7 protein-coding genes and 1 tRNA gene (1 of these 8 only partly in view) are annotated in these 19,526 nt (G+C 44.7%); 6 read left to right on the top strand and 2 right to left on the bottom strand.

Features of this window, described 5'->3' with window-relative positions; genetic code table 11:
• Positions 1-443: 443 nt before the first annotated feature.
• Positions 444-1,601 (bottom strand): MFS transporter, encoded by a 1,158-nt coding sequence (locus QV280_RS16575; protein WP_367869552.1) that lies wholly within the window; start codon positions 1,599-1,601, stop codon positions 444-446.
• Between the two features lie 246 nt (positions 1,602-1,847).
• On the opposite strand from QV280_RS16575, the gene QV280_RS16570 reads away from it, so the two are divergent.
• Together QV280_RS16570 and QV280_RS16565 are read left to right on the top strand one after the other, a co-directional pair.
• Positions 1,848-2,735 carry a LysR family transcriptional regulator gene (locus tag QV280_RS16570; RefSeq protein ID WP_152820103.1) on the top strand — a complete coding sequence of 296 codons (888 nt, stop codon included), beginning with the start codon at positions 1,848-1,850 and terminating at the stop codon, positions 2,733-2,735.
• A 207-nt stretch (positions 2,736-2,942) separates the two neighbouring features.
• Positions 2,943-3,017: transfer RNA gene (locus QV280_RS16565), tRNA-Gly, on the top strand.
• A gap of 228 nt (positions 3,018-3,245) precedes the next feature.
• Here the strand turns inward: QV280_RS16565 and QV280_RS16560 are convergent.
• Positions 3,246-4,610, bottom strand: a complete 1,365-nt coding sequence (locus tag QV280_RS16560) for a TolC family outer membrane protein (protein ID WP_152820102.1) — start codon at positions 4,608-4,610, stop codon at positions 3,246-3,248.
• A 256-nt stretch (positions 4,611-4,866) separates the two neighbouring features.
• Between QV280_RS16560 and QV280_RS16555 the strand changes: the two genes are divergently transcribed.
• From QV280_RS16555 to QV280_RS16540, 4 genes are all read left to right on the top strand, one after another.
• Positions 4,867-6,537 (top strand): ABC transporter transmembrane domain-containing protein, encoded by a 1,671-nt coding sequence (locus tag QV280_RS16555; RefSeq protein WP_152820101.1) that lies wholly within the window; start codon positions 4,867-4,869, stop codon positions 6,535-6,537.
• Position 6,538: 1 nt separating this feature from the next.
• Positions 6,539-8,623, top strand: coding sequence for a peptidase domain-containing ABC transporter (locus QV280_RS16550; RefSeq protein WP_172972798.1), 2,085 nt, complete (start codon positions 6,539-6,541; stop codon positions 8,621-8,623).
• Complete coding sequence (locus tag QV280_RS16545; protein ID WP_152820099.1) at positions 8,616-9,944, top strand: HlyD family type I secretion periplasmic adaptor subunit; 1,329 nt, start codon at positions 8,616-8,618, stop codon at positions 9,942-9,944. Before QV280_RS16550 ends, QV280_RS16545 begins: the two co-directional genes overlap by 8 nt.
• 280 nt (positions 9,945-10,224) lie before the next feature.
• On the top strand, positions 10,225-19,526 hold the start of the coding sequence (locus tag QV280_RS16540; RefSeq protein WP_447026282.1) for an Ig-like domain-containing protein. 18,364 nt of this gene lie beyond the right edge of the window; 9,302 of the gene's 27,666 nt are visible here — the first part of the coding sequence; the start codon lies at positions 10,225-10,227; its stop codon lies off the right edge, out of view.

The raw sequence follows: 19,526 nt of genomic DNA, 5'->3' as shown, positions 1-19,526 counted from the left end.
TTTTATCTTGCTTGCAGAAAATCAAAGCACTTAGTTTTATATTAATATGAAACTAAGTGCTCGTTATTTCGACAATGAAATAACCTAGATTGTTTGCCTTATTGGTCAGTAATAGAAGCTATAGATCTTGATAGTCGTAATGACGAGTAACAAGGTTTACAAATCTTCGCATTGACAGAGATGGGTTAGATTTCAGCTAAGTTTGATATGTATTAGGAAGGGATACTTACGCTGTTGGAGGCGATAATTTGTACTAAGCATAGAGTGACTCGGAAAATAAGTAAGATCATAGCGATCGTTCTACAGCTATAGGCTCGGTGAAAGTGCTGAGAAGTTACCAAGATCATTAACAACGAGATAGTCAACGCAAACAAAACCTTTTCTGAGATCTATAACGCCCCTTGGTAGTGAACTAACAAAGGGGCGTCATTGGCTAGAGTTTATTATTTTACGATGACATGTTTATGTGTGCGAACACTCGCTACCGCCATATAAATAGCAGTACTCATCATAATCGCTAGCAAATAGGTCATCAAACCTTGTGTGCTACCCATAAACCACCCCGCGACTAAGGGGCCAACAACAGAGCCTAGGCTGTAACTAAACAGCATCACTTGGCTTGCAGAGACGATACAGTTTTTATTTAACTTATCGCAGCCCAAGTTGATAGCAATAGGGTAGAGAGCAAAACTTGTCATGCCAATCAACAATAAGCTAATTGCGAGCACATTTAGGCGGTTACTTAGAATGATTAAACCTACGGCAAAGATACCAAGGATGCAGAACATCCCCATCAAAGGTGTACGTCCAGAAACTCGTATTAGTTTGGGAATAATTGCTTGCACTAACATGCCACCCACAATAATCAGTGCCATTAAAAGACTAAGATCAGTTTGTGATATGTCGCGATTGGAAAGTTCAATTGGCATCAATCCATAAATAGAACTTTGTATTAACCCCGCGACAGTACAACCGATAATCGCGGAGTGGTTGAGATGTGAAATTTTTCTTAATGATAAAGTGACAGAATGTTGAATCAAGGGCGGTTGGGTTGGGACGAGCAACATGACTAGCATTGAGATAAATAATAGCGATAGTATAACCACAAAAGGTAACGCGCCTTGCACGCCCACAAAACCAATGCCTAATTGCCCAAGTGCAACACCGCCAGTGAACGAACATACATATAAAGCAAAACGTTTTGCTCTATTGGCTTCGTCCCCTGCAAGTAACCAAGATTCTACGACCACAAATAATCCCGCCACTGCAACACCTGCCACAAAACGAGCCACAAACCATATCGCCACGATTGGCGCCAGTGGAAGGACAATAATAGTGGCAATGAATAATAATAAGCAGGTGATGAAAGCTAAACGATAGCCAATGTAGGTAATAAGTGACTTAATTGATGTTACGCCGACAAATAAACCTAAATAAAACACACTTGCTAACCAACTGGCATTGCTATCATCGATACCGTATTTACTGAGTAACAGTGGTACGAGAGTCATGAGGTAAGCAGAAGATATTGCATAAAGTGATAGCGCCGCAATGGGCACTTTAAAGCCTGTTTTTACTTGCAAATCCGTTGTGGTTTCCACTTTATCACCTCATCAATCAGCCATGTGACAAATAGATTTAAATCTCTATTTTTAGCGAATATGAGCTTTTGAGAGAGGGGAGTAAAACGAAAAAGTTTTATCTTCACGATAAAGAAAATTTATCGAAAGAATTGGGATAATTTTTCATAGTCTTAGACTTAATCAAATCGAGAAAATCAAAAACATTTTGTCGTCTCAATCATTAAATATTACTATGTTTTATCAGCAATAATCAGAGATATAAATATGGATGTAAAAGTATTCCAGACCTTCCTTGAAGTGGCGAAAGAGAAACATTTTGGTCACGCGGCAGAGAATCTTTATATCACTCAAGCTGCGGTGAGCGCGAGAATCAAACAACTAGAATCCTTCTTTGATACGCGCTTGTTCACTCGCGATAGAAATGCCATAAAACTCACATCTGCAGGGGAGCGTTTAGTCGGATATGCCGAAGTGATGGTTTCTTCCCTCAAGCAGGCAAAATTTGAGTTGTCATTAGAAAAAGGTAAAGCACTGCAACTGACTATCGGTGGCACGCCGACGATTTGGGATGCATATTTACAAAACTGTCTAAGCGTAGTGACGGATGCATTTGATGGCTATGGTTTTATTGCTGAAGCGTTATCCAGAGAACAAATTAATAGACAGTTGCTAGAGCGAACACTCGACATGGCATTTGCCTTAGACCCAATTAAGTCTGACGAACTGGCTTGCCAACATATTGCTGATTTTAACCTTACCTTAGTATCAACCGAGCCCTGCCATGAAGAGCAAGCGTTCGACAATAAATACGTATACATAGATTGGGGAACCCGCTTCGCCTCGGAACATGCAGAGCGCCATCCGAATATTCCGGCTCCTTTTTTGAGAACATCGACCGCCAGAATAGCCTTAGATTTTGTTCTGGAAAAAGGCGGCACAGCCTATCTACCCACCTCTGTGGTAGAGCCTTTTGTGGCAAGTGAACAATTATATAAAGTGGATGACAGTAAAGGTTGGTGCAGACCCATCTATCTTAGCTACAGAAAATCCAGCAACTCTATAGATGCGATAAAACAGATAGAACGCTTGATAGCAGAAATTGATCCACTTACCGCCTACAGTCTCCAACAAGCAGGAGAGCAATTATCTTAATTTTAGCTAGGGTTAAAGCCTGTGCGAGGCGAGTTATCACGGTGGAACATCGATAAATTGCATAGGAATATAGGTGACTACAGCCTGCCTCTTTTTTATGCATATAGCCTGAAAAGCACGCAAACAGATTGGAAATCCTTAATAATCTGAAATTAGAGCTTTTATTTTCAAATTATTATGGCATATTAACTTTCGTCAACACGATGTGCGTGCATCGTATAATGGCTATTACCTCAGCCTTCCAAGCTGATGATGCGGGTTCGATTCCCGCTGCACGCTCCAATCTCTCTCTATCAAATCTCTTGCTTAATTATTTAAAATAACACGCTTTGTTGCGTGATTTTTTGTGTCTGAAATTTACAGATTCAGAGAGACTCTCAAGATCTTTCTATCGTTTTTATCAAAGTGAAATCACGGCATTCAACAGCAAAGTGAATGGTCTAATGCTGAGTAACAGCGTACAAAAAAGGCTGCCTAATTAGCAGCCTTTCTACTCTCTACTGAAGCTATTTATTTTAGTGCAGCATCACTCGATTTGTGTGGCGACTCAAGCCCAGCATTAATATCTAGGATATCTTGCTCGGTTAGGCTACCTGCCGCTAACTTCACGCGAAGCCCTGCGGTAATGTAGTCATAGCGTGCATCGGATAAGCTGCGTTGCGCTTCAAAAACGCGACGCGAAGAGTTGAGAACATCCACAATGGTACGGGTGCCGACTCGGAAGCCAGACAGTGTGGCTTTGTGTGCAGCTTGCGCTGATTTAACCACTTGTCTATAGGCTAGGATGGCGCTGTAAGCTGCGGAAACATTGTTGTTATAGGCGCGAATGTTGGCGTCTACTTCACGGTATTTGTTTTCAAGGCTTTGGCTGGCGACAATGTACTGTGCTTGTGCGGAATCTGTTTTAGCCGAAGTAGCACCACCATTGTATACAGGAACAGATAGCGTCAGTCCTGCATGCAGGTCGTTACCATGGCTGTGATCCACTGGCGAGCTACCCCATGCATTTTGGTAGTCTTCATTACCGTAGGAAGCATTGAAGTGCAGGCTAGGTAAATGGCCTGAATTAGCAGACTTAATGTTATCTTGCGCAACATCTTTTTCGATACGTGCGGCCAGAAGCTCAAGGTTTTTCTCGTGGGCTTCATTGATAAGAGCAGTAGAATCGGTGTTGTTTTTAGCGGGGCTAAAACGTTCAGAGTCTAGAGTGTCAATTTCATTATAAGGTTGGTTGGTGATCTTACGTAGCTTTTCATAGCTGTTGGTGAGATCATTTTGTTTCAATACTTCCGTTGCTAGCACAGTATCGTATTGAGCTTCGGCATCATAGACATCTGTAATAGCGGCAAGTCCTGCACGATTACGTTGTTTCGCTTGATCCCATTGCTTTTTCGTGGCCTTTTTTTCCGCTTGAACGGATATCAACTCATCTTGCGCTTTCAATACGTCAAAGTAAGCTTGAGCAGAGCGCATGATCAGCTCTTGCTGGGCAGCGGCGTAATTGGCGTCAGCTTGACGGGCTTGTTTCTCGGCAATGCCCAGTTCAATCCAACTAGAGCGAAGATATAAGTCTTGTTCTAAGACGATCTTAGCACCTGTAGTATATCCATCACTATACGGTTTGTTACCAGGGGCCTGATAATAATGATCGCCTAATTCACCCTCAGCAGTACCAACTAAGCTGATTTGTGGTAGTAGTGGCGCGCGTTTTGCATCGACATTGGCAAAGGCAGCGTCTTTATTTGCTTTGGCTGTTTGTACCACAGTATCGCTGCTTTTAGCCTGAGAATAGACTTCTGACAGGTTGGTTGCGGCTGCAAGATGTGGCAAGCCAACAAGGCCTGAGATAAGTAGGGATAATGGAATTCGTTTCATAGCTTCAACGGAAGATCGCAAGTAAAAGTGATTAATTTTAAATTGGCTATATAATGCCTAGTTGTTTATTGTACACGTTAATTTTAATATTTGAACGACTCATTGAAAATGAGCATCGTTTTTGTTTCGCTCTTATAGGAAATGGGTTTGGTATAAATTCAAAAAATTGCTTAATAAACAAAATGATATCTTCGGATTAATTCAATGGTACTTAGGTCAATACTAATTATTTAATGCATTTGGGCGCATACAACCAATGAAACGAAATTTTCGACTTTTTTTTAATCGCGATAGCAGTTTATTTTTTCTGCTACTAATTTCTTTATTTATTAATATCTTATCATTGGCAATGCCATTTTCCCTGCTGCATACCTATGATCGAATATTACCGAATCAGAGCTACGACACTGCGACTATTTTATTTGTTGGAGTAGTAACTGCGGTACTTCTGGAAGGTTTCCTACGCTATTTTCGCAGTTGGATGATGGCCTCTGCCGCCGCTAATTTCGAGCTCAAAGTGTCTAAAGAGGTAGTGACGTCTCTGTTCAAAAGTGATTATAAACTCGTTGCTAATATGAATGTCGGCCGAATCTTTAACGGCGTCAGTGCCATTGGACACATGCGTGATATGTACTCAGGTCAGGCAAAAGTTGCCTTAATCGATCTCCCTTTTGCTTGTTTGTTCCTATGGCTGGTCTATTTTATCGGTGGCAATCTAGTCTTCATCCCTATTGCGGTGTGGGTAGTAGTGACCTTGATGATTCTTTTCTTGGGTCGCAAGTTGACTAAGCTAACCAAATCTCTTTCGTTAACCGAAAGCCAACGTACACGTATTTTTATTCGCGTTTTTTCGGGCCTGACAAGCGTGAAAGCCCTTGCGCAAGAAGCGCAGCTTTCAGCCTCTTTTAGAACAACCAACTATCAATTGCAGCAACAGCAAAAGCGCGTTGATTGGCTCTCTATCCGACTTCAAGAGTGTATCGGCGGGGCATCACAGGCAACAACACTATTAATCATTATGCTTGGTGCGCTTCTTGTTATTGATGGTCATATGACCACTGGGGGGCTGACTGCATGTTCAATTCTGGCGGGTCGCGCCGTTGCCCCGCTATCAGCAATTATTGGCTTATATACACGAGTTGCGTCTGCAGAAGTGGCTAAAGAAGAAGTTCTTGAATTAATTAATATTCCAGAGGCTAAGTTTAGCGGCAAAGTAAAACTTGATGAGCGGCTAAAATCAGATGTTATCTCTTTTGATGGCGTAAAAATGCCAGTCGCGAGCAAGCTATTGTCGCTAGATGATATCGCATTGCCTGAAAAATCACTGATTCAGGTTACATCCGATTCACTGTATTTTGCCAGTGAAGCATTATCTATGATGGTAGGGCTTGAGCCACCGACGGAAGGTGAAGTACGTATTGGTGAGAATAATATTTATGATCTTGAATATGAAGCTTACCGTGATGGAGTGGTGTTGGTATCCGCATGGCCAAATTTATTCTCAGGAACCCTGCTTGAAAATATGACCATGTTTAAGCCAGAGTTAGAGGCCGATGCTATGCAAATGGCCGATAGATTAGGCCTGACAGCCACACTTGCGGAGTTGCCTTCCGGTTATCAAACTCGAATTGATGAAAGTGGTATAGAAACCTTTAATAAAGGCACCATTAAGCTTATCGCCTTGGTACGAGCGTTAGTACAAGACCCAGCATTTTTAATGCTTGAACAACCCTTTTTATCATTAGACATTCCCTCTGCAGAATTAGTAGCACAAGTATTGCAAGAGGAAAAACATCAACGCAGTATTTTCACAACCGGCTATTTGAGTCCACAGAGCCTGCAATATGATTACATATTGAGAATTGATGCGACAGGTGAGGGCAAACTGCTCACAAACCCTGCGATGAATGAGCAAGGAAACGTATAAGATGACGACACAATCTGAAAATACATTGCGCAGTATTGCAGGCAGTTTCTTAAAGCAAGTGGGTATGCATGCACAGGCGCGCAATATTGCAAAAAATCCGCATCTTGAACACATGTCACCGCTAGATTTGGTAGAGCAACTAAAAAAGTTTAACGTTACCTATACCATTGATATCCCAAACCAAGACCAGCTTGAGGATACCCATTATCCGTTTATTGGTATTACGTCAGGGCGTGAAGAGGATGGTGAGTATCATGCTATTTTGTTTCGTCGCAGCGGTAAAAAATTTCAAAAACAAGTGCCTGGACATCGCCGCTGGCAAGATGCTGATTTTAGTGAAATACAACAGTTTAGCCATATTGTGGTACTGGAATCGATCCCAAGTAAGCAATTATCAGTTCGTACTTTTATCAAGGAAGTGAACCTGCGTAAAAAATGGTATTGGCCTGTCCTTGTTTTAACCTTTATGTCGACGGTTACTGGCCTATCCATTCCACTGTTTACTATGTCTGTTTATGACAAAGTCATTGGTGGACACTTAGTTGAGGTGTTGCCTGAACTTGGTATGGGTGCGGCGATTGCAGTCTTTATTTATGTGAGTGCGCGGCTAGTTCGTGGCTATATTTTATCTAAGGTTGTGACTGAGTTTGTACGTGAAATATCAAACACGACGTTACATCGATTAATCCATATGCCTCTCACTTTGCTTACGCGAGTGGGGATCACTAACCACATCAACCGTATGAGAAATACAGAACGTGTACGTTCTATGTTAGCGGGTACTGTGGGTGGCGGTATGTTGGATCTGCCTTTTGTCGTCATTGTATTGATTACCATTGCACTGCTGGCAGGTTGGTTAGTGTTAGTTCCGATTATTATGATACTGCTCCATAAACTCGTCTCTTCTTTGTTGACTAAATTTACCAATGCGGCCTTGCCGGCTATCTATAATGAACATCAAGACGGCATTACCGAATTATCGAAAAATATTCTGTTTTTAAAATCGGGTGGTAATGCCAAAGGCTGGATTCAGCGTTTACATCGTTTAAATCGTGAAAATAGCCGTCAAAACTTTATGTTTGCTAAACGCAATGGATTGTATGGCGCGGTAAGCCATGTAATGACCATGGTTACAGGCCTAGTCACTATCTTTGTCGGTATCTTTTTGGTGCTAAACCATAGCATTACCTCCGGTGCTTTGATTGCTTGTGTGATGCTTATTTGGCGCATTACAGGCCCGGCAGCTATGGCGTTTTCGTCATCACTTAAAATTGATATGTTAAAGAGCGCGGTGACTCAATTTGATGGTTTTTTAACAGTGCAAACGGAAAATAATGAATTGCGTTTGGACATTCCGCAGATGGATAAAGCCCCTGAGGTTAACTTTAAAGGAGTGACTTTGCGCTATGATGCTGAATCTGCTCCTGCGCTCTATGGTGTTGAGTTTGAGGCGCTCGCGGGTGAAAGCGTTGCTGTATTAGGGCCAAATGGCTGCGGAAAATCCTCTTTGCTGATCACTACGTTAGGTGTTTTAGAGCCTCAAGCAGGCTATATTTCATTAAATGGACGAAATATCCGTCAGTATGATCCACAGGTGTATCGAACTTGGTGCAGTTATGCCCCTGCAGAAACACAGCTAGTTGAGGGCTCACTGGCGGATAATATTCGTTTGCAAAAGCCGTCAGCAACGGATGAAGAAATCATTGCTGCGCTTAAACAAGCAGGTGGACAAGCACTGCTTGATTTGGTTGAAGGTGACATATACGCAAGCATGTTTGAGGCATGCAATATCATGCTACGTTCGGTCGATGCTGAGGCTATCGCATTGGCTCGCGTTATCATCTCTGACTCAAACTTTATTTTGATGGACGAGCCGGTTGCATGTGGCAATCCGAAAGTGAAGGCCGCTTTTGTTAAATTTATCCAGTCTTGCAAGGGCTCGAAAACCCTGATTTTCTCGACGCATGATCAAAATCTTCTACCGCTGGTAGATAAGGTTGTCGTGCTGGACAAGGGCGCAGTGGCCTTTGCCGGTCCTTTACCACAGCAACCTGCTGTTGAACCACAAGGAGAAGCCGATGCGTAATAGCCGAACGCCACATAACGATGATTGGCCAGACTATGAGTTTTCTAATAGCATTGAATCCTCTAAAGATCGCCGACTGATTCGTCGTGTGGCACTGCTGATTTGTTTTGCGATTGCTATTTTATTGTTGTGGTCGACTCAAGCTACGGTCGAAGAGATCTCAAAGAGTAAGGGGCAAATTATTCCTTTGGGCCATAAGCAAGTGATTCAATCTCAGAGTGGCGGCACCATTGCATCGGTTGATGTTGAAGAAGGGCAAATGGTGAAAAAAGGTCAGCATTTGGTGCACTTTGTTTCCGAGAAAAATCTATCAACTAAAGATGAATTAGAAGTTAAGCGCGCTAATTTTGAGATGAGAATCAAACGCTACGATGCTTATATCAACAAACAAGCGTTAGATCTTACGGAGTATGCCACCAAGTACCCCAAGCTGACGGCCAACCACATTGAAGCCTTTGATAAAATGAAGGAAAAGCGTGAAGCCAGTGAAAAGGTGATTGAATCGGAGATTCAAAAGACCAATGCGGAATTAAGTGGGGTGTTGGAAGAATTACCTTCACTGCGCAATCAGCTAAAGGCTTCACATCGAATGTATTTATTGATGAAAGAGGCGGGGCAGAATCAGTCTATATCTGAAGTGAAGTTCTTAGAAACCAAGCAGAAATACGATTCGTATCAGCAACAAGTGAATTCGCTTAATAGTCGCTCTAAGGTGCTGAAACGTTCATTGGATAATTTAAATAAACAGCTTATTCAAAAAGATATAGATTTGGTTTCAGAGGTATCTGAAAAGCGTACCGAAGCACAAACTGACTTAATTGCAACTAATGCTCGCCTGCGCTCTAGTGCGGCTGATGTAAAGGATGACGTGGTTAAAGCGCCAGTTGAAGGGGTGATTCAATCTATTCCAACCACTTCTGCAGGAAGTGTGGTTAAGCCCGGTGGTATGGTCGCGGTCATTGTGCCTGTGACCAAGCAAGGTTTGATGGAAACCAAATTATCACCTCGTGATATTGGTTTTGTGCAAGTGGGTGATTTGGCGAGAATTAAGATAGATGCGTTTGATTATTCTCGTTATGGTTCCTTAACTGGAGTGGTTAAAAGTATTTCTCCGACAACAGACCAAGATGAACGGGGTGGCGTTTACTATAAAGTTAAGATTGCCATTGCTAAACCCTATTTTGAAAAGGATCCTGAGTATCTTAAAACCATCCCCGGCATGACCGGTGAGGCCGATATAATAACAGGCAAAAAAACTGTATTTGAATACTTGTGGAAACCAGTATTTACCAATATGGCAAGTGCTTTTGGTGAGCGCTAAGTTTTCAAAAATAATAGTTTTAACTTAATATTAAGATTTCAAAACATTATATTAAGTTATTTAACGCCTACATAAGAGTGATTAACCCTGATATTAAAATATCAGGGTTTTTTTTATATCTAGATAATTAATTGGTATTATGTGCAGTAAGAAAGAATCACTTTCTAACTATTGAATTAGTGCCAGCTATTTATTCTATTGATTCTTCAATAAGTTAACGAAATATTTTGTGAGCATTTTATTTTAAATACCACAGTAAAATAATGCATAGGAACCACCCATGGCTAAGAAACCTGAAGTAAAACCTGTCGACCCAACTATCGCAAAGGCTAAAGAGCAGCAAAAACAAGCAGAAAAGTTGCGTGCCTCTGAACTGCGCTATCAAGAGGGTGATACGGAACTACCTATATCAGATTTAGTCATGGCGGAATCTAACGCTGTGTTTGCTCACAATGCGCCACAACATTCTCATCATCAACAGCAAGTTGTTGAGAATACAGAAACACATGCTGCGCCGCATCAAGGGCTAGATATCATGCCGCCTGTAGCAATGCATCAGCCTCATCATGTATCCGATGCTAAACCAATATTTACTGGTAAAGTGGTGGCAAATAATGAGCATCCACAACAATTTGTAGCTACACGCGTTGGAAGCACTCACGGTATTGTAGAGGTAGCTTCAACGGGTGCCTTTAATATCTTTACTACTCCAGGAATCTTAGCTTCTGGCGGTGGCATTTTTATGGCTCGTCAAGTGGTAGATGGGCATGAGATTAACCACCCAATCACATTTACAACAGGTTCAGCTGGCGCTGTGGTGATCTCTGGTGATAGTGCGGTAGTGCTAACAGAGGATGTGGACGTTAAAGCGGGTGATTTGGTGGCTTCAGGTGCCTTGGTTGATGAAACAGAAGGCCCATCTGCGTTCCAAACATACCAGCACGACGGCAAGTATGGGCATTTAAGCATGAATAGCGATGGTCAATGGCAATATCATGCCGACGATCATCAAATGGCTATTCAGTCATTGAAGCCGGGTGATTCGATTACCGATACATTTACGGTTGCAACCAATAGTGGCATCGATTCTAGTGTGACGGTTGTGATTAAAGGGGCCGAAGATAAAGCCATTATTGCGGGCGTACACACTGGTGATGTTACCGAAGATGTACAGGTTCAAGATGGTAAACTCAACACCGAAGGTCAATTGATCATTACTGATAATGACCACGATGATGCCTACTTTATTCCGCAAACTATTTCTACTAACCATGGTGAATTCACCCTTGATAACCAAGGCCACTGGCACTTCACTGCAAATAATGCCGATCCTGCCATTCAGCAACTTGCCGCTGGTGAAGCCTTTACTCAAACCTTTACTGCTGTTTCAAAAGATGGCGGTACAACACAAGAAGTAGTTGTAACTGTACACGGTACCAATGATCTGCCTGTCCTGAGTGTAACCCAAAATTCAACTAAATCGGGTCAATTGCACACTACCGATATCGATGTAACTGATACACATATTTATGGAGTTGTTGGAGGCTCAGCGGTTGGGCAGACAGTTGTAGCTAATGGCGTCTATGGTGATTTAACCTTAGATTCTATTACTGGTGAATATGGGTATAAGATCCATACTGATGCTATTCAGAATGGTCATGGTATGAACTATGATCCTAAAACGCACACCTATTCAGGTCAGGATAGTTTTGAAATCTCGACTACAGATAATCATGGTGGGTCTGCAACTCAACACTTAACATTTTTCCCAACAGCAACACTGTCTGTACCGATAATTTCAGGTGCTAAGCCGTCAATTCATTATTCAGTGCCAACGCAGACACAAGTTTCCCCAGTACCACCAACGACGCCAGTAAAAACGCCGGCGCAACCGACGGTGAGTATTGATGGTTTAGATCCAACTACCGATTCAGGTCAGGATCATACCGATGGCATTACTAATAACCAAAACCCAACGGTAACAGGGGTTGCAGGCGTTCCTTTTTCACACGTTAGCATTGTAGATGGTAAAAATTTAGATGGCACAGATAAGATTGTTGGATCGGGTTATGCTGATGTAAATGGTCACTATCAAATAGTTGTTGGCTTAGGGCAGTCGCCTACAAATTCTGGTACACATCATGATTTAACTGCAACAGTCACTGACCCTTCTGGTCAGGACGGCTCGACAATATCATCAACACCGATTTTGATTGACCAGCATACCGCTCAGCCAACGGTTGATTTGAATGCGACTTCAGACAGTTTTGGTGGTACGGGCACCAATACTGACAACATTACCAATATCGCGAACCCGACTTTAACGCTGGGTAATATCGATACAGATGCTCAACAAGTTGAGGTGTTTGTTGATGGACATTCTATTGGCAATGCCATCAACCAGAATGGTGTGTGGCAGGTTACTGTGCCTAAATCTTTCATGGGTGAAGGCGATCACAATATTACCGCAACAGTGACTGATGTGGCGGGCAACACCAGTACGTCAAATGCTTTGACTGTGACGATTGATCAGCATGTTGCTGCGCCAGACGCCACAGGTATCGTTACTGAAGATACCAAAGTGACCGCGACGGGTGATGTGAATCCGCAAGGTGAAGTGGGCGACGTAGTCACTGTCATCAATGCTGATGGTAAGCACGGGCACTTTGATGTGAAAGCGGATGGGACGTACACCTATACGCTTGATAACAACGCGGCACAACATCTTTCGCAAGGTGAGTCTGAAACAGACACCGTTAAGTACACGGTGACCGATACGGCGGGTAATACCAATACGGGTGAAATTACCGTCACTATCCATGGCAGTAACGATATTCCATCACTGCAGATCGCTCAAAGTGCCAATACCACCGGTACGCTCAGCACAACAGATGTCGATACAACCGATACACATACCTATGACGCAGTCGGTGGCATCACCACAGGCAGCAGTGTGGTGGCCCACGGCACATTCGGTGATTTGACGCTAGATAATGCAACAGGCGTATACAGCTACACAATGCACGCTGATGCCATTCATCAAGGCATGAACTACGACGCAAACTCCGGAACGTACACTGGACAAGATACCTTTGAGGTCAGCACTGACGATCATCATGGCGGCAAAGACTCTCAGTTCTTAACCTTTAACCCAACGGCTACATTAACGGCGCCGTCAGTGGTCGGCGCTCAGCCAACCGTAACTAATAACGTTCCTACTCAAGCGCAATTGACGCCAACAGCACCGATAGCTCCAACGTTAACACCGGCCACACCAACAGTGACGCTGAAAGGGCTTACTATAAACACCGATACCGGTATCGATCACACCGATGGTATTACGTCGAACCCAACACCATCGATCACCGGTAGCACTGACATTCCATTCTCACAAGTCGATATCATCGATGGTAAAAATACCGATGGCAGCGATCATATTGTCGGCTCAGGTTTTGCTGATGCGAAGGGCGATTTTGAAATTGCAGTGGACTTGGGTAAATCATCAACCGTTGATGGCACTCATCATGATTTGGGTGCGAAGGTCACTGACCCATCTGGACATGATGGACAGACAACGGCGACCACAGCGATAGTAGTTGACCAAAATGTTGCTGCGCCGGATGCCACAAATACCGTTACGGAAGATAGTCAAGTGACTACTACGGGTGATGTGAATCCGCAAGGTGAAGTGGGCGACATAGTCACTGTCATCGATGCCGATGGCAAGCATGGTCACTTTGATGTGAAAGCGGATGGGACGTACACCTATACGCTTGATAACAAAGCCGCTCAACACCTTGCACAAGGTGAGTCTGAAACAGACAGCGTTAAGTACACGGTGACCGATACGGCGGGCAATACCAATACCGGTGAAATTACAGTCACTATCCATGGCAGTAACGATATCCCATCACTGCAGATCGCTCAAAGTGCTAATACCACCGGTACGCTCAGCACAACAGATGTCGATACAACCGATACACATACCTATGATGCAGTCGGTGGCATCACCACAGGCAGCAGCGTTGTAGCCCACGGTACATTCGGTGATTTAACACTGGATAATGCAACAGGCGTTTACAGCTATACCATGCACGCCGATGCTATTCATCAGGGCATGGACTACGATGCACAATCAGGGACTTACACTGGACAAGATACCTTTGAGGTCAGCACTGACGATCATCATGGCGGCAAAGACTCACAGTTCTTAACCTTCAACCCAACCGCGACATTAACGGCGCCGTCAGTGGTCGGCGCTCAGCCAACCGTAACTAATAACGTTCCTACTCAAGCACAATTGACGCCAACAGCGCCGATAGATCCAACGTTAACACCGGCCACACCAAGTGTGACGCTGACAGGGCTTACTACAAATACCGATACCGGTATCGATCACACCGATGGTATTACGTCGAGCTCAACACCCTCAATCACCGGTAGTACTGATATCCCATTCTCACAAGTCGATATCATCGATGGTAAAAATGCCGACGGCAGCGATCATATTGTCGGCTCAGGTTTTGCTGATGGGAATGGCCAATTTGAGATTGTGGTGGACTTAGGCAACTCCGCAACAGTTGATGGTACTCATCATGATTTGGGTGCGAAGGTTACTGACCCATCAGGACATGATGGACAGACAATGGCAACTACAGCGATAGTGGTTGACCAGATTGTTGCTGCGCCGGATGCCACAGATACCGTCACTGAAGATACCAAAGTGACCACTACGGGTGACGTTAACCCGCAAGGCGAAGTGGGCGACGTAGTCACAGTCATCGATGCCGATGGTAAGCATGGTCACTTTGATGTGAAGGCGGATGGGACGTATACCTATACGCTGGATAACAATGCGGCTCAGCATCTTGCTCAAGGAGAGTCTGAAACAGACAGCGTTAAGTACACGGTGACGGATACGGCAGGCAACACCAATACCGGTGAAATTACTGTTACTATCCATGGCAGTAACGATATCCCATCACTGCAGATTGCTCAAAGTGCCAATACCACCGGTACGCTCAGCACAACAGATGTCGATACAACCGATTCACATACCTATGATGCAGTCGGTGGCATCACCACAGGCAGCAGCGTTGTGGCCCATGGCACATTCGGTGATTTAACACTAGATAATGCAACAGGCGTATACAGCTACACAATGCATGCCGTTGCCATTCATCAAGGCATGAACTACGACGCGAAATCCGGAACGTACACAGGACAAGATACCTTCGAGGTCAGCACTGACGATCATCATGGCGGCAAAGACTCTCAGTTCTTAACTTTTAACCCAACAGCGACATTAACGGCGCCGTCAGTGGTCGGCGCTCAGCCCACCGTAACTAATAGTGTGCCTACTCAAGCGCAATTGACGCCAACAGCGCCGATAGCTCCAACGTTAACACCGGCCACGCCAAGTGTGACGCTGAAAGGGCTTACTGGAAATACCGATACCGGTATCGACCATACCGATGGTATTACGTCGAACCCAACACCATTGATCACGGGTACTACTGATATCCCATTCTCACAAGTCGATATCATTGATGGTAAAAATGCAGACGGTAGCGATCATGTCGTCGGCTCAGGTTTTGCCGATGGGAAGGGTGATTTTGAGATTGCTATAGATCTGGGTAAATCATCATCGGTTGATGGCACTCATCATGATTTAGGCGCTAAGGTCACTGACCCATCCGGACATGATGGACAGACAACGATCACTATACCGATAGTGATTGACCAACATACCGCTCAGCCAACGGTTGATTTGAATGCGACTTCAGACAGTTTTGGTGGTATGGGCACCAATACTGACAACATTACCAATATCGCTAACCCGACTTTTACATTGGGTAATATCGATACAGACGCTCAACAAGTTGAAGTGTTTGTGGATGGTCATTCTATTGGTGATGCTGCTATCCAGAATGGTGTTTGGCAAGTTACTGTGCCTAAATCATTCATGGGTGAAGGCGATCACGATATTACCGCAACAGTGACCGATATTGCGGGCAACACCAGTACGTCAAATGCTTTGACTGTGACGATTGATCAGCATGTTGCTGCGCCAGACGCCACAGATATCGTTACTGAAGATACCAAAGTGACCGCGACGGGTGATGTGAATCCGCAAGGTGAAGTGGGCGACGTAGTCACAGTCATCGATGCAGATGGCAAGTACGGGCACTTTGATGTGAAAGCGGATGGGACGTACACCTATACGCTTGATAACAACGCGGCACAACATCTTGCGCAAGGTGAATCTGAAACAGACAGCGTTAAGTACACCGTGACCGATACGGCGGGTAATACCAATACGGGTGAAATCACAGTCACTATCCATGGCAGTAATGACGTTCCTGATTTGCATATTACGCAAAGCACGAATACCACCGGTACGCTCAGCACAAAAGATACAGATACAACCGATACACATACCTATGACGCAGTCGGTGGCACCACCACAGGCAGCAGCGTTGTGGCCCACGGCACATTTGGTGATTTAACGCTAGATAATGCAACAGGCGTCTACAGCTACACAATGCATGCCGATGCCATTCATCAGGGCATGAACTACGACGCGAAATCAGGGACGTACACAGGGCAAGATACTTTTGAGGTCAGCACTGACGATCATCATGGAGGCAAGGACTCTCAGTTCTTAACCTTTAACCCAACAGCGACATTAACGGCTCCGTCAGTGGTCGGTGCTCAGCCAACCGTAACCAATAGCGTGCCAACCCAAGCGCAATTGACGCCTATGGCGCCGATAGCGCCAACGTTAACACTGGCCACGCCAACAGTGACGCTGACAGGGCTTACTGGAAGTACCGATACCGGTATCGATCATACCGATGGTATTACGTCGAATCCAACACCATCGATCACTGGTACTACTGACATCCCTTTCTCACAAGTTGATATCATTGATGGCAAAAATGCCGATGGCAGCGCTCATATTGTTGGCTCTGGTTTTTCTGATGGGAATGGTGATTTTGAGATCGCTATAGATCTGGGTAAATCATCAAAGGTTGATGGCACTCATCATGATTTAGGCGCGAAGGTTACTGACCCATCTGGACATGATGGACAGACAACTGCGACTACAGCGATAGTGGTTGACCAAAATGTTGCTGCGCCGGATGCCACAGATACCGTCACCGAAGATACTAAAGTGACCACTACGGGCAATGTTAATCCGCGAGGCGAAGTGGGCGACGTAGTCACGGTCATCGATGCCGATGGCAAGCATGGTCACTTTGACGTGAAAGCGGATGGGACGTACACCTATACGCTTGATAACAAAGCCGCTCAACACCTTGCACAAGGTGAATCTGAAACAGACAGCGTTAAATACACTGTGACTGATACAGCGGGTAATACCAATACAGGTGAAATCACCGTTACCATTCATGGTACTAATGACATCCCTGATCTGCATATTACACAAAGTACGAATACCACCGGTACGCTCAGCACAAAAGATCTCGATACAACTGATACACATACCTATGACGCAGTCGGTGGTACGACTACTGGCAGCAGTGTTGTGGCGCACGGTACATTCGGTGATTTAACACTCGATAATGCAACAGGCGTTTACAGCTATACAATGCACGCCGATGCCATTCATCAAGGCATGAACTACGACGCGAAATCAGGGACGTACACAGGGCAAGATACTTTTGAGGTCAGCACTGACGATCATCATGGAGGCAAGGACTCTCAGTTCTTAACCTTTAACCCAACAGCGACATTAACGGCTCCGTCAGTGGTCGGTGCTCAGCCAACCGTAACCAATAGCGTGCCAACCCAAGCGCAATTGACGCCTATGGCGCCGATAGCGCCAACGTTAACACTGGCCACGCCAACAGTGACGCTGACAGGGCTTACTGGAAGTACCGATACCGGTATCGATCATACAGATGGTATTACATCGAACCCAACACCATCGATCACCGGTAGTACTGATATCCCATTCTCACAAGTCGATATCATCGATGGTAAAAATGCCGATGGCAGCGATCATATTGTCGGCTCAGGTTTTTCTGATGTGAATGGTAAATTTGAGATTGTGGTAGACCTGGGTAAATCATCATCGGTTGATGGCACTCATCATGATTTAGGCGCGAAGGTCACTGACCCATCAGGACATGATGGACAGACAACGGCAACAACAGCGATAGTGATTGACCAAAATGTTGCTGCGCCGGATGCAACAGATACCGTTACTGAAGATACAAATGTTATTGCGACAGGTGATGTTAACCCGCAAGGCGAAGCGGGTGACGTAGTCACTATCATCGATGCTGATGGTAAGCATGGTCACTTTGATGTGAAGGCGAATGGGACTTACACCTATACGCTTGATAACAAAGCCGCTCAACACCTTGCGCAAGGTGAATCTGAAACGGACACCGTTAAATACACGGTGACCGATAAGGCGGGCAATACTAATACGGGTGAAATTACAGTCACTATCCATGGCAGTAATGACGTTCCTGATTTGCATATTACGCAAAGCACGAATACCACCGGTACGCTCAGCACAATCGATGTTGATACAACCGACACACACACCTATGACGCAGTCGGTGGCACCACTACAGGCAGCAGCGTTGTGGCGCACGGCATATTCGGTGATTTAACACTAGATAATGCAACAGGCGTCTACAGCTATACAATGCACGCCGATGCCATTCATCAAGGCATGAACTACGACGCGAACTCCGGAAAGTACACGGGACAAGATACCTTTGAGGTCAGCACCGACGATCACCATGGTGGTAAGGACTCACAGTTTTTAACCTTTAATCCAACGGCGACAGTAACAGCGGCGTCAGTGGTTGGCCAGCAGCCAACAGTAACTAATAACGTTCCTACTCAAGCGCAATTGACGCCGATGGCGCCAATCGCTCCGGCAATAACACTGACTACGCCAACGGTGACGCTGACAGGGCTTACTGGAAATACCGATACCGGTATCGATCATACTGATGGTATTACATCAAACCCAACACCATCGATCACTGGTACTACTGACATCCCATTCTCACAAGTCGATATTATCGATGGCAAAAATGCCGATGGCAGCGATCATATTGTTGGCTCAGGTTTTTCTGATGGGAAGGGCGATTTTGAGATTGCTATAGATCTGGGTAAATCATCAAAGGTTGATGGCACTCATCATGATTTAGGCGCGAAGGTCACTGACCCATCAGGACATGATGGACAGACAACGGCAACAACAGCGATAGTGATTGACCAAAATGTTGCTGCGCCGGATGCAACAGATACCGTTACTGAAGATACAAATGTTATTGCGACAGGTGATGTTAACCCGCAAGGCGAAGCGGGTGACGTAGTCACTGTCATCGATGCTGATGGTAAGCATGGTCACTTTGATGTGAAGGCGAATGGGACTTACACCTATACGCTTGATAACAATGCGGCTCAGCATCTTGCGCAAGGTGAATCTGAAACAGACAGCGTTAAATACACTGTGACTGATACAGCGGGCAACACCAATACCGGTGAAATTACCGTCACTATCCATGGCAGTAACGATATCCCATCACT

Source organism: Vibrio sp. B1Z05, from assembly GCF_052955985.1.
The sequence above is the reverse complement of the archived record's forward strand: the minus strand, read 5'-3'. Positions and strand labels throughout refer to the sequence as shown.

What these genes read in the sequence shown, in the direction of transcription:
- QV280_RS16570 (WP_152820103.1), top strand. Translation starts at nt 1,848, where the DNA reads ATGGATGTAAAAGTATTCCAGACCTTCCTTGAAGTGGCGAAAGAGAAA.
- QV280_RS16560 (WP_152820102.1), bottom strand. Translation starts at nt 4,610, where the DNA reads ATGAAACGAATTCCATTATCCCTACTTATCTCAGGCCTTGTTGGCTTG.
- QV280_RS16550 (WP_172972798.1), top strand. Translation starts at nt 6,539, where the DNA reads ATGACGACACAATCTGAAAATACATTGCGCAGTATTGCAGGCAGTTTC.
- QV280_RS16555 (WP_152820101.1), top strand. Translation starts at nt 4,867, where the DNA reads ATGAAACGAAATTTTCGACTTTTTTTTAATCGCGATAGCAGTTTATTT.
- QV280_RS16545 (WP_152820099.1), top strand. Translation starts at nt 8,616, where the DNA reads ATGCGTAATAGCCGAACGCCACATAACGATGATTGGCCAGACTATGAG.